Consider the following 12,729-nt stretch of genomic DNA (forward strand, 5'->3'; position numbering starts at 1 on the left):
GGCCGGTCTCCCCCGCGCCGCGCACGCCCCCGCGCGGGCCTCCGCCCGTCCCGCCGGCCGGCGGGCGCGCGCATTTTTTACGCACTGACGCGTGCCTAGGATCCCGGGTGAGGTTCGTGGAGATGCTCCCGGCCGCGGTCGGGGCAGCCACACCGTGACGCCCGCGCCGTCAGGTCCGGGACGTGCGGCCGGCCGGCGGGGCCGGCGGCCGAGCAGGATCTGTGGTGGCCTGCCCCGTGCGGCGCTCGCCGTCCGCCGGCCGGGGGCGCGTGGAGGGACCCGAACCCGCCGGACCCCCACCGAAGGAGCGCCGTCCCGTTGTCCGTTGAACTCTTCCGCAGGCCGGCCCGCCGTCGCGGTCCCGACATGCCCCAGGGTGAACTGGCGCTCCAGGAGCCGCCGACCCTGCCGGAAGTGCAGGCGGACGCCTCCGCCGTCTGGACCTTCCTGCCGATGGGCATGATGTCCGCGTCGATGCTGGTGATGTTCCTGCGGCCGGGCGAGAACTCCGTCCTCAGCTACATCGCCATGGGCATGATGATGCTGTCCATGGTGGCCATGCTGGTCGGCCAGATCATGCGCGGCCGGGGGGAGCGCAAGCGCCGCACCAAGGGCGAACGGCGGGACTACCTGCGGTACTTGGCGCAGGTGCGCAGGAAAGTGCGGCGCGCGGTGCTCGAACAGCGGGAGGCCCTGGTCTGGCGCCATCCCGCCCCCGCCGTGCTGTGGTCGATGGTGCGCACCACCAGGCTGTGGGAGCGCCGCCCGGCCGACGACGACTTCGCCGAGGTGCGGATCGCCGTGGGCGATCAGCGGCTCGGGGTGCGTCTCAGTCCGGTCTCCACGAAGCCCGTCGAGGACCTCGAACCGTTGAGCGCGCACGCCCTGCGCCGGTTCATCCGCGCCTACTCGACCGTTCCCGACCAGCCCGTCGCGATCTATCTGCGGGCCTGGTCGAAGGTGCTCACCCGGGGTGACGAGGACCGCATCCGGGCGGCCGGCCGCGCCCTGGTGGCCCAGCTCGCCGCCTTCCACTCCCCGGAGGACCTGTGGGTGGCACTGTGCGTGTCCGACGAGCGGCAGGCCGACTGGGAGTGGCTGAAGTGGCTGCCGCACTGCCAGCACCGGTACGACCGGGACGGCGCCGGCCCCGCCCGCCTCGTCGCTCCGTCCCTCACCGAACTGGAGAACCTGCTCGGTGCCGAGTTCCAGGAGCGGCCCCCCTTCGACCCGGACGCGGTTCCGGGGCGCGAGGAACCCTTCACCGTCGTCGTCGTGGACGGCGGCCGGGTCCCGGCGGGGCACCGGCTGGACGGACAGGGCTTCCGCAACTGCGTCGTCGTGGACCTGGGGGGCGCGCTGACCTGGCGGCCGGGCCGTACGACGCTGCGGCTGGACTTCGCCGGCGACGAACTGCGCCTGGTGCGGACCGACCGCAGCCGTCAGGAGCAGACCACCGCGCTGGGCCGTCCCGACCGGATGGGCCCGGCGGCGGCCCGGTCGCTGGCCGCGCTCCTCGCCCGGTACCGGCCGAGCCTGGCCACCGACAGCACGGAACCGCTCGCCTCCGACATCCAGCTGACCTCGCTGCTCGGCATCCCCGACCTGCACCGGCACGATCCGGCGGGCTACTGGGCGGGACGCACCGACGCCGCCGACCGGCTGCGGGTGCCGATCGCGGTCGGCGCGGACGGCGCGCCCGTCGAGCTCGACATCAAGGAGTCGGCGCAGGGCGGCATGGGCCCGCACGGCATGCTCATCGGCGCCACCGGCTCCGGCAAGAGCGAGCTGCTGCGCACGCTCGTCCTCGGCCTGGCGCTGACCCACTCGTCGCAGACCCTGAACTTCGTGCTCGTCGACTTCAAGGGCGGCGCGACCTTCCTGGGCCTGGAGGACCTGCCGCACACCTCGGCCGTGATCACCAACCTCGCGGACGAGGTCGCCCTCGTCTCCCGTATGCAGGACGCCCTGCACGGCGAGCTGATCCGCCGTCAGGAGCTGCTGCGGGCGGCGGGCAACTTCACCTCCGCCCTGGAGTACGAGAAGGCGCGGGCCGCGGGCACGCCGCTGGAGCCGCTGCCGAGCCTGTTCGTCGTCGTGGACGAGTTCAGCGAACTGCTCGCCTCGCACGGCGAGTTCATGGAGCTGTTCGTCATGATCGGCCGGCTCGGGCGGTCCCTGGGCGTGCATCTCCTGCTGGCCTCCCAGCGCCTGGACGAGGGCAGGATGCACCAGCTGGAGAGCCACCTCTCCTACCGCATCGGCCTGCGCACGTTCTCGGCCATGGAGAGCCGCGGGGTGCTCGGCGTGCCCGACGCCTACCAGCTTCCCTCCCAGCCGGGCAGTGGATACCTCAAGAGCGGTGTGGAGGCACTGACCCGGTTCCGGGCCGCGTACGTCTCCGGCTCCTACCGGCGGCGGCGCGGCGCCCTGGCCCGTGCGCAGGTGGCCGGTCAGGTCACCCCGTGGAGCGTCGGGTGGGTCGCGCCGCGGCAGCTGCCCGAGTCGGTGGTCAGGGCGGAGGAGGAGGCCGCCGCCGCGGAGGAGGCGAGCGCGCGGAGTCTGCTCGCCACCGCCGTGGACCGGCTGCGCGCGTCGGGTCCGGCGGCCCGCCAGGTGTGGCTGCCGCCGCTCGACCTGCCGCCGACCCTGGACCAGCTGCTGCCCCCCACCGCGCCGGACGCCGAGCGCGGTCTGACGGTCGCGGCCGGCGGGGCCGGCGCCGAAGCGGTGGCACGGGGCGGCCTGCGCGTTCCGATCGGTGTCGTGGACCGGCCCTTCGAGCAGCGCCGCGACCCCCTCGTCGTGGACCTCTCCGGGGCGGGCGGCCACGTCGCCGTCGCGGGCGGCCCGCAGAGCGGCAAGTCGACTCTGGTGCGTACCCTCATCACCGCCCTGGCGCTCACCCACACCCCCCGCGAAGTGCAGTTCTACTGCCTCGACTTCGGCGGCGGCAGCCTGACCGGGCTCGCCGGACTGCCGCACGTCGGCGGAGTGGCGGCACACGTCGACGGCGAGCGGATCGGCCGTACCGTCGCCGCGGTCGCCTCGCTCCTGGCCGAACGGGAGCGCCTCTTCCTGGAGCACGGCATCGACTCCATGGCGACCTACCGCAAGCGGCGCGCGGCCGGCGAGTTCCCCGACGAGCCGTACGGCGACGTCTTCCTGGTCGTGGACGGCTGGGGCACCCTGCGGCAGGACTTCCTCGACCACGTGGCCACCCTGTCCCAGTTCGCCCTGCGCGGACTGAACTACGGCGTGCACCTCGTCGTCACCACCACCCGTTGGGTGGAACTCGCCGCGCAGGTCAGGGATCAGGTGGGCACCCGTCTGGAGCTGAAGATGGGCGACCCGATGGAGTCGGTGATCGACATCCGGCGGGCCCGCTCGGTCCCCCGCGTCCCCGGCCGCGGCCTGACCCCCGAGTCGAAGCTGCACTTCCTCGCCGCGCTGCCGCGCCTGGACGGCGTGCAGGACCACAAGGACCTGGCCGAGGGCGTCGCCGAGGTCGTCCGGGCGGTCGGCGAGCACTGGCAGCGGCCTCCGGCTCCGCCGGTGCGGATGCTGCCGGTCCGGCTGCCCGCCGGTGAACTGCCGCCCGCCGAGGGCGACCTGCGGATCGCGCTCGGTGTGGAGGAGGACAAGCTGGCCCCCGCCTGGCACGACTTCGCCGAGCATCCCCACCTCGTCGTCGTCGGCGATGCGGAGACCGGCAAGACCAACCTCCTCCGTCTGGTGGCCAAGGGCATCACCGAGCGCTACACCCCCGCCGAGGTGCGGATCCTGGTCGTCGACTACCGCCGGGAACTGGTCGAGGCGGTGCCGGAGGAGTACCGGCTCGGCCACGCGGTCTCCGTCGACCAGCTGCGCGAACTGGCCGACGGCGCGGGCCGCGCGCTGCGCAGCCGCATGCCAGGGCCGGACATCGCCCCGTCCCGGATGCGGCAGCGCGACTGGTGGCGGGGTCCCACCCTGTTCGTCCTGGTCGACGACTACGACCTGATCAACGCGCCGCTCGGCCGCAGCCCCTTCGAGCCGCTGCTGGACTTCCTGGCCCTCGGCTACGAGATCGGCTTCCACCTGGTCGTGACCCGTTCCGCCGCGGGCGCCGGCCGGGGGCTGGGCGACCAGGTCCTGCGCCGGATGCTGGAGATGAACACCCCCGCCCTCCTGATGTCGTGCCCGCCCTCCGAGGGCTACCTGTTCGGCAGTGTGAAGCCACGCGTCCTCGTCCCGGGCCGGGCACTGCGCATCACCCGCCGCAAAACGTTCCAGGTGCAGACGGGGCTGCTGGGGGAGGACTGAGACGCCGTGGGGGTCCGGCCCCGGGCCGGACCCCCACCAGGACGGGCCACGTCGTGCGCTGACGCCCTCACCCCTGCGCGGCGCTGTCGCGCCGACCGCGCCGGGCGCGGACCGCGCCCCGGACGGCGGCCGCCGCCAGCACCGCCAGCAGACCGGCCGCCCCCACGAGCAGGGCGACCCGGCGCGGCCCCGGGTCCTCGCGGGGCAGCGACAGCACCACCCGCCCCGCCGCCGCCTTCCGCGGCGCGGTGGCCCGCCCGCCGTCCGGTACGACGGTCAGTGCGGCATAGGTGTCCAGGCGGGGCACGTCCGCCGGGTAGGCGGTCCCGGTCAGCCGCTGCGCGGTCTCCTCGGCGCTCAGGTCCGGATACCGGGACCGTACGAGCGCGGCGGCGCCGGCGACGTAGGCGGTGGCGAAGGAGGCACCGGTGCCGGTGAAACTGCCCGCGCCGCGCGGACCGGTGCCGACGACCTTGTCGCCCGGCGCGGCCAGGTCGGCCCCGTCCGGCTCCGGCGCGTCGTCGGGGCGGGTGCCGTCGGGACCGAAGTCCAGGACGGAGAGCACCCCCTCGTCCGACGCGGGCCAGAAGCGTGCGGGCCGGGCCGCGTCCCCCGTGCCGCCGGAGGCGCCGGACGCGCCGGACGTGCCGGACGTATCGGACGCGCCGGTCGTGCCGGAGGCGTCGGTCGTGTCGGAGGCGGTGTCGGGCGCCGCCGCCGCGACCACCAGGCAGTCCCGCCCGGCGGCGTACCGCACCGCCGCGGTCAGTTCCTCGCTGCCCTCGGGCAGCGCCAGCGGCACCGCGATCACCCCGGCCCGCGCGTCGGCCGCCGCGCGGATGCCGGCGGCGACCAGCCCGGCGTCGGTCCGGCCGCGCGCGTCGGTGCCGCGCACCGCGAGGACGCGAGCGTCCGGGGCCATCCCGCCGAGGTCGGCGCCGGTGCCGTCGTCGTCCGCCGCGACGAGGCCCGCGACGAAGCTGCCGTGCCCGACGCAGTCCTCGTCGGCGTCCCCCACCGCCTCGACCCGGCCGCCGAGACCGTGGGCGCCCGGCTCCACCCCCGAGTCGACCACCGCGACGGTGACTCCCGCTCCCCGGGAGTACGCCCGGACACCGGACAGCCCGAGCACGGCGTGGGTCCACGGGACGACCGACATGGTGGTCGGGGAGGGCCCGGTGCACGCGGCGCCGGAACCCAGGGAGCCGGGGACGACGGGCAGCCGTACGGTCGAGGCGGACGCGCTCGGTGCCGGTGACGCCTCGTCGGCCCGCGCGACGGGCGCCGAGCAGACGGTGAGGGCGAGGGCGCACAGGCCGGCGGGGACCGCGTACGGGGGGACGTGGGCGAGCAGGGTGGGCCGAGCCGTCCTGCGCGGCCGGGAGAGGGGCATGTGCGGTCCAGTCCTTCAGGGGTCGGGGCGGCCGGAGCCGGCCGGAGCGGGAGCGTCTCCGGTCACACGCGGAGGAAGGCGCCGGTACCCGGCGGACGGGCCGGCGCGGCGGCCGCACGACCGTGACCGGCGCCGTACGGCCGCGGCGGCCTCGGCCGGTCGGCCGGCGGTTCGGGGCGCACGAGGTGACCGAGCAGCCGGCGCACGGCCGCGGCACGCGCCCGGGCGCTGTCGGTCTCGTGCACCAGCGCGTGCGCGTAGGAACGCTCCAGGGGCCGCAGGGTGAAGCGGCCCGGTCCGCACTCGTGGAGCAGGTGCACTCCGGTGAGCGCCGACAGGAGGACGCGGGCCGGGCGGGGTTCCACACCGGCCAGGGCCGCGGCCTCCCCGGTGCTCACCTCGGGCTCGGGGTGGAGGGCGAGGAGCCGGAACAGACGGGCCGCGTCGGGGGCGAGGGTCCGGTAGGAGCCGTACAGGCTCCGCCGTACCGTCCGCAGGTCGTCCTCGTCGAGGGAGAGGGGCCCGGCGGGCGCCGCGGCTCCCGACGCCGGCTTCCCGGGTACGTCCGTGATCCGCCCGGCGGCCAGGCGCAACGCGAACGGCAGCCCGCCGCAGCACTCCACGAGCCGTCCGATCCCCTCGCGGTCCGCGGCGAGCCGGCCGGAGTCGACGCGCGTGGCCAGCAGTTCCAGGGAGCCTTCGGGCGTCAGCGGGTCCAGTACGACCCGGTGGGCCCCGTCCGCGGCGACCAGCCCGGAGAGCTGGTCGCGGCTCGTCACCAGGACCGCGCACCCGTGCGCGCCGGGCAGCAGCGGCCGTATCTGCTCGGCGTCGCGGGCGTCGTCGAGCAGCAGCAGGAAGCGGCGCCCGGAGAGCACGCTGCGCCACAGGGCGGTGTGCGCGTCCAGATCGTCCCGGTCCTCGGGCAGCCGGGCCGGCGGCACGTCCAGCGCCTCGAGCAGGCCGCGGATCGCCTCGCCCGGCGCGACCGGCGGAGCGGACGGGTCGAAGCCCCGCAGGGAGACGTGGATCAGTCCGTCCGGGAAGCGGTCCGTCAGCCGGCGGGCGACCTCGGTCGCCAGGGCGGTCTTGCCGACCCCGGCCTGGCCGCAGACCGCGGCGAGGGTCATGGTCTCGTCCCCCGGCCCGGCGGCCACGGCCGCAGCGAGCAGCCGCGCTACCTCGGCCGCTCGTCCGACCAACCCGCGCGGAGCGACGGGCGCGGCACCGCCGAACGAGATCAGCCGCCGGTCCGCGTCCGCGCCGCCGGCCCGCGCCGGTCGGGTCGTGGTGTCGTGCGCGGGCGGGCGGAGCCGCGGCCCGCCCGCCGGCCGCGGCGCGCGCCGCCGGTGGTCCGCCGTGGCCCGCGGTGGCGTCGCGGCGGCGGGAGGGGGAGGCGTCGCGCGCGCGAGGCCGTCCCCCTCACGCGGCGCCGGGGCGGGGCGGCCGGGCCCCGGACGCTCCGCCCGCGCGGTGACCGGGTGGTCGACCGGGTGGTGGTGCGCGAGGTCGCGGAGCACGCGCTCGTGGGCGGCGCGCAGTTCCGCTCCCGGGGTGACGCCCCGTTCCTCGGCGAGCCGGGTCCGGGCCGCGTGGCAGACGTCCAGGGCTTCGGCCTGGTGTCCGGTGGCGGCGAGCGACAGGGCCAGTCTCGCCAGGACGCCTTCGTCGAGCGGGTGCCGGGCGCCGCAGCGTTCGAGCGCGGGCAGGACGCGGTCCGCCAGCCCGTGCCGCAGCGCGGTGTCCGCGGCCTCCCGCACGGCCGCCACGTACTCGTCTTCGAGAACGGTGAAGACCCGGTGGCCGCGGGCGACGGCCGGGACGCCGGCGACGACCGGCCCCCGCCACAGCGACACGGCCTCGACGAACCGCTCCACGGCTTCCTCCGCGGCTCCCGCGCGGTCCGCGTTCTGGGCGAGCTCGCGCAGGTGACGGAAGCGGGACAGGTCGACGTCGTCGGTGTCGACCCGCAGCCGGTAGCCACCGAAGACCCGGACGAGCCGCTGTCCTTCGGCGCGGTTGGGCAGTCCCGGCTCCAGGAGACGGCGCAGCATGCCGATGTGCCGGTGGATCACGTTGGTCGCGCTCACCGGCTGCCCCTGGCCCCACAGCACGTCGGCGATCTCGCCGACGGGAACGGGCCGTTTCACGCGGACGAGCAGCACCGCCAGGGTGGCGCGCTGCTGCGGGGGCCCGAGATCCAGCTCGGCACCCTCACGCCAGGCGCGCACCGGCCCCAGCACGGAGAAGGACGGCGCCGCGGGTTCCTGCCGCATCACCTGCCCTCCCGCCCCACGGTCCTCACCCCAGTCGCCACTTCTGGTTCTGCGTCCCGGCGCACGTCCACAGCTGGAGACGGGAGCCGTTGGCGGTCTGCTGGTCCTTGACGTCCACGCACTTGTCCGCGCGGACGTTGACCAGGTCGCCGGCGGCGGTGAGACGGAACCGCTGGGCCGAGCCGCCGTCGCAGTCCGCCATCTGGATGGTGGCGCCGTCGGCCACCGAGGCCAGGGCGACGTTCATGCACAGGCCGAGCGACCGGACCGAGCCGTCCGAGTAGAAGGACCACTGCTGCCACTTGGCGCCGGTGCAGTCCCAGATCTGGACCGGGGTGCCGGCTTCGGCCGCGCCGTCGGTGACGTCGGCGCAGCGACCGGACGCCGAGCCGGTCAGGGGGCCCACCGACTGCACGGTCGGGGCCGACGCGGTGCGGGCGGTGGTCGATGTCGAGGCCGTGGACTTGACGGGCTGGTCGCCGCCCGCCGCGGCCGCGGCGGCTGCCGCCGCGGCGGGGTGCGTGGCGGCGCCGGAGGCGGTGTCGGGGCTCGTACCGGTGTCGGGCTCGTCCTTGCCGCTCTTCGGCGACGCGGAGGCCGTGGCGGGCCGGGTGCCGGTGGTGGGCTTGGCGGAGGCGGCGGTGGAGGGAGCGACGCCGGGGACACCGCCGGGGCTGCCCCCGCTGTCCTGCGAGAAGTCGCCCTGAGCCGCCCGGGCGGCCTCCGACTCGTGTTTCTCGCTTCCCCCGCCGACCAGGAGGACGGAACTCCCGGCCACCAGGAGAGCCAGCAGGGAGACGCCGACGACCGCTTCACGGGAGAGCCTTCGACCGCCGTTCCCGGCGCCGCCGTCCTCCTCCGAGGGCGCGGCGAGCGCCGCCGGTGCGGAGGCGCTCGTCCCCTCGGCCCGACCGCCCGACGCCTCGGCGCGACCGTCGGCGGAGCCGGTACCGGGATCCGGCTCGGCGGCGTCGACGTCGGCGGAGCCCGTACCGGAATCCGGCTCGGCGGCGTCGACGTCGGCGGCCGGCCGTCGGGACGCGGCGGTGACTGTGTCTGTGTCCGGGTCCGGGTCCGGGTCCGTGTCCGTGGCCGCTGCTCCTGACGCGGCCGGACTCCCCACGGTGGCGCCTGCCCCGGCCGGGGCCTCCTGCTCCGCGGTCTCCTGCTCCGGGTTCTCCTCGGTCCGGACGGAGGGTGCTCCGGTGTGGACGGCGGTCCGGCCGGCGGTCGCGGTCCGTTCGGCGGTCGCGGTCCGGCCGGCGAGCTCGGTCTCGCCGTGCCCCCGGGCGGGGTCCCGCTCCTCGGCGCCGTCCGCTCCCGGCGGCTCCTCCGCCGCCACCGCGAGGCCGCTGGACGGAGACGAGGTCGCGTCCCCGGAGCGTTGTGTCGCCCCGCCCCTCATAGTCCACTCTCCTGGATCAAACGTGTGACCGGCGGTACGCGCACCTGCGCCGCGACGCGACGCCCGGGCCGTCCGGCAGACGACGGGGCGACGGTCCGCCCGTCCGCCCCGGGCCAGCGTAGGTCGGTCCAGTGACAGGAAACTGACCCGCGCGGACGCGGGACCGTGGGGGTTCCGCGGACGGTTCTCCCTCCCGTGCCGCTCTCATGTCGACGGCTCCGACGTGAGACGCAGGGGCGTGCGCGCCCCCGGTTCCCGGCCGGTGCGGCCTCGCGGGGGCAGGGCGCGGATCCTCGACCGGATCCGGTCGGCGGCGTCGCTCACCTCGGGCGCCACCTGGTCCATGGCGTCCCGTACCGCGAGCGCGCGCGCCCAGGCCCTGCGGGCCGCAGCCGGGGCGGCCGCGGAACGGTGCGCGTCGCCGATCCGGACCAGACAGCGGAACTCGTGGTGCGCGTCCCCGGCCGCCCGGTACAGCTGGAGGGCGCGCTGGTGCCCGGTGAGCGCGCGGCGGGGATGGCCCAGTACGTCGTGGCAGTGGCCGAGCGCGCTCCAGACCGCGGCCTCGGCGTGCGGCTCGGCGAGGCCGCGCAGCGCTTCGAGGGCCTGCCTCGTCACGGCGAGCGCCTGCCGGTGCGCGCCCAGCAGGAGGTACGTCCCGCCGACCGCGACGAGCGCGCCGGAGGCGCCCACCGGGTCGCCGGCGTCCCGGTGCTTCTCCACGGCCCTCTTCCCGTGGCTCAGAGCGTCGTCGAGGAGGCCCTGCCGCTCGTACACCTGGCTGAACCTGCGGTGTACGAGGGCCTGTCCCGGCAGGTCTCCCAGTGCGCCGAAGAGGTCGTGGGCCCGGCTCAGATGGGTGTGGGCGTCGTCCGGGCGGCCGAGGTGCCCGATGAGTTCGCCGAGCGAGCCGTGCGCGTGGGCCAGTGCCACCGGATCGCACAGGTGCCGGGCCGAGTCGAGGGCCGACCGCCACGGCGTGGTGTCGTCGAACCGCAGCCCCTGCTGCTGGAGGAGGAGTTCGGCCACCCGGGCGAGCCGCCAGGTGTGCTCGTGGAACCCGTTGCGGGACGCCAGGCTCACCATGTCGGCCAGTGCCCGGCGCTCGGCGCCGCACCAGGCCAGTGCCTGGGCGGCGCTCCCGTGCTCGATCACCGTGACTCCGGGCAGGGCCGGGGGCGGCGCGGGGACGATCCTGTTCGGGGAGAGGCGCGCGAGGGCGTCGCCCGCCGTGTGGAGGTGGTGGTCGAGCAGGCGCCGCAGGGCCGGCCGGGACGCCTCGGCCTCGGGGTGGATGTCGTCCCGGGGCGTGCGCGGGCCCCCGGCGCGGCCGTCCGGCACCGGTTGCCGGGCGGTTCGCGGTGCGGCGGCCGCTGCCCCGTGTTCAGCGGCGCGGGCGAGTTCGCCGGCGTACGTCCCGACCAGCCGCAGCCAGTGGTACCGGTCGCCGGGCCCCTCGGTCAGCAGGCCCGCGCGGACCAGTTCGCCGAGCGGCCGGCGGACCCGCTCCACCGGCAGCCCCGCCGTGCTCGCCGCCGCCGCCGTGGAAACCGTCGTGCCCGGACAGGCGGCGAGCAGCCGGAAGACGCGTGCGGCGGCCGGGGAGAGGGTGCGGTACGAGGTGTCGAGGGCCGCCCGTACCTCGGGCACCGCGTCCAGGCCGGTGCCCGTCGAGTGGATCTCCTCGGCCAGCGCGGCGAGCGGGAAGGCCGGTCCGGCGGAGGCCCGTGCGGCGACGGCGGCCAGGGCCAGCGGCAGTCCGCCGGTCAGGGAGACGAGCGAGCCGACCGCGTCCTCCTCGGCGGCGACACGGTCACCGCCGAGCCGCGCGGCGAGACAGTCACGGGCTTCGTCGTCGTCGAAGGGCGCCAGGCCGAGGAAGCGGGTGCCCCGCGCGTTCCCCGCGATCTCCCGCAGCGGGTCCCGGCTGGTGACGACGGCGAGGCAGCCGGGCGTGTCGGGGAGCAGGTCCCGGATCTGGGCGGCGTCGCGGGCGTCGTCGAGGAAGACCAGGACCCGGCGGCCCGCCAGTGCCTCCCGGTAGCGCCGGACCCTCTCGTCCCCGGGAATGTCCCCCGGCGACAGACCCAGAGCGCGCAGGAACCCGCAGAGCACCACGGCGGGGTCGGTCGGTGGGGTGCCCGGGGTGTGGCCCCGCAGGTTCGCGTAGAGCTGTCCGTCCTGGAAGCCGGGTGCCGCGCGGTGCGCCCAGCGGCGGGCCAGCGCGGTCTTGCCCACGCCCGGCGGCCCGCTGAGGACGACCGCCTCGGGCGGCCGGGCCGCGGTGCCGCAGGGCGCCGGCAGCAGCGCCAGCTCCCGCTTGCGGCCCACGAAGACGGGCAGGCCGGGCGGGAGCTGAGCGGGTACGGAGTACGTGACCGGCGGCAGGGCGGGCCGCTCCGGCGCGGTGGACGAGGTGAGGTCCGCGCCGGGGGCGGCCGGCGTGCCGGCGGACGGGCCGAGGACCTGCCGGGCCGCCGCACGCAGCTCCCGGCCCGGTTCGATGCCCAGGTCGTCCGCGAGCCGGGCCTTGACCGCACGGTAGGTGCGCAGCGCCTCCCGCACCCGGTCCGTCGCCATCAGGGCGTACAGCAGTCGTGCGTGCACCGGCTCGTCGAGGGGCCGTTCGGCGGCGCAGCGGCGCAGCGGCCCGAGCAGTTCCCCGATCGTGCCGCAGCGCAGCGCCGCGTCGGCGGCCTCCTTGACCACGGTGTGGCGTTCCCGGTCCAGCGCCTTGAAGGCCGGAGCGGTGTGCATGGAGGGCGGGAGGCCGTCGAGCGGGTGGCCTTCCCAGAGCGCCAGCGCCGCCACGTACGTCGCCACGCTCCGCCGCGTGGAGCCGTCGTCCCGCGCCCGCCGGGCCTCCTGGGCCAACTGCCGGAAGCGCAGCAGGTCGAGGGAGTCGGCGTCGGCGTCCACCCGGTAGCCGCCGGCTCCGCGCAGCAGCCAGCCGCCGGACCGGCGGGCCGGCAGATCGGGTTCGAGGGTCCTGCGCAGCAGGCCGATGTGCCGGTAGACGAGGGTGAGCGCGCTGACGGGAGGCTCGTCGCCCCACAGGGCGTCGACGATCTGCTCGACCTCCATCGGCTGGCCCGGGCGAGCGAGCAGCAGGGCGAGCAGCCCGCGCTGCTGGGGCGGCCCCAGTTCCAGGGCGACCCCGTCGCGCCAGGCACGGACCGGCCCGAGCACGGAGAACCACAGTCTTCCCGGCTCGGGTGCGGTCCCGCTCTCCCCTGTGACACCCGTCGGCATGTCCCCCTGGCCTTCCCCGCTCCGGCACCGACGTCGTCCACGACCGTCCCGCACCCAGATCCCTTGCGGGTACGAACGCTGGACGACGTGACTTGGAA

5 protein-coding genes are annotated in these 12,729 nt (G+C 76.4%); 1 reads left to right on the plus strand and 4 read right to left on the minus strand.

Going from position 1 to position 12,729, the window contains the following annotated elements; all coding sequences use genetic code 11:
• The first annotated feature begins 318 nt into the window (after positions 1 to 318).
• A complete protein-coding gene (eccCa, locus tag ACZ3KJ_RS12220) occupies positions 319 to 4,305 on the plus strand; it encodes a type VII secretion protein EccCa (protein ID WP_467526442.1) in 3,987 nt (1,328 codons plus the stop codon).
• A 67-nt stretch (positions 4,306 to 4,372) separates the two neighbouring features.
• Here eccCa and ACZ3KJ_RS12225 read toward each other — a convergent pair whose 3' ends face one another.
• From ACZ3KJ_RS12225 to ACZ3KJ_RS12240, 4 genes are all read right to left on the minus strand, one after another.
• Positions 4,373 to 5,698, minus strand: a complete 1,326-nt coding sequence (locus ACZ3KJ_RS12225) for a S8 family serine peptidase (RefSeq protein WP_467526443.1) — start codon at positions 5,696 to 5,698, stop codon at positions 4,373 to 4,375.
• A gap of 62 nt (positions 5,699 to 5,760) precedes the next feature.
• The gene (locus tag ACZ3KJ_RS12230) at positions 5,761 to 7,974 is read right to left on the minus strand and encodes an AfsR/SARP family transcriptional regulator (RefSeq protein WP_467526444.1); all 2,214 of its coding nucleotides are present in this window, start codon (positions 7,972 to 7,974) and stop codon (positions 5,761 to 5,763) included.
• A gap of 25 nt (positions 7,975 to 7,999) precedes the next feature.
• Positions 8,000 to 9,379, minus strand: a complete 1,380-nt coding sequence (locus ACZ3KJ_RS12235) for a ricin-type beta-trefoil lectin domain protein (protein ID WP_467526445.1) — start codon at positions 9,377 to 9,379, stop codon at positions 8,000 to 8,002.
• Between the two features lie 204 nt (positions 9,380 to 9,583).
• Positions 9,584 to 12,568 (minus strand): AfsR/SARP family transcriptional regulator, encoded by a 2,985-nt coding sequence (locus ACZ3KJ_RS12240; protein ID WP_467526446.1) that lies wholly within the window; start codon positions 12,566 to 12,568, stop codon positions 9,584 to 9,586.
• Positions 12,569 to 12,729 lie beyond the last annotated feature (161 nt).

The sequence above is a fragment of the Streptomyces sp. NPDC003248 genome, from assembly GCF_055563235.1.

Coding starts and splice junctions, on each gene's coding strand:
- ACZ3KJ_RS12230 (WP_467526444.1), bottom strand. CDS start 7,974: ATGCGGCAGGAACCCGCGGCGCCGTCCTTCTCCGTGCTGGGGCCGGTG.
- ACZ3KJ_RS12235 (WP_467526445.1), bottom strand. CDS start 9,379: ATGAGGGGCGGGGCGACACAACGCTCCGGGGACGCGACCTCGTCTCCG.
- ACZ3KJ_RS12225 (WP_467526443.1), bottom strand. CDS start 5,698: ATGCCCCTCTCCCGGCCGCGCAGGACGGCTCGGCCCACCCTGCTCGCC.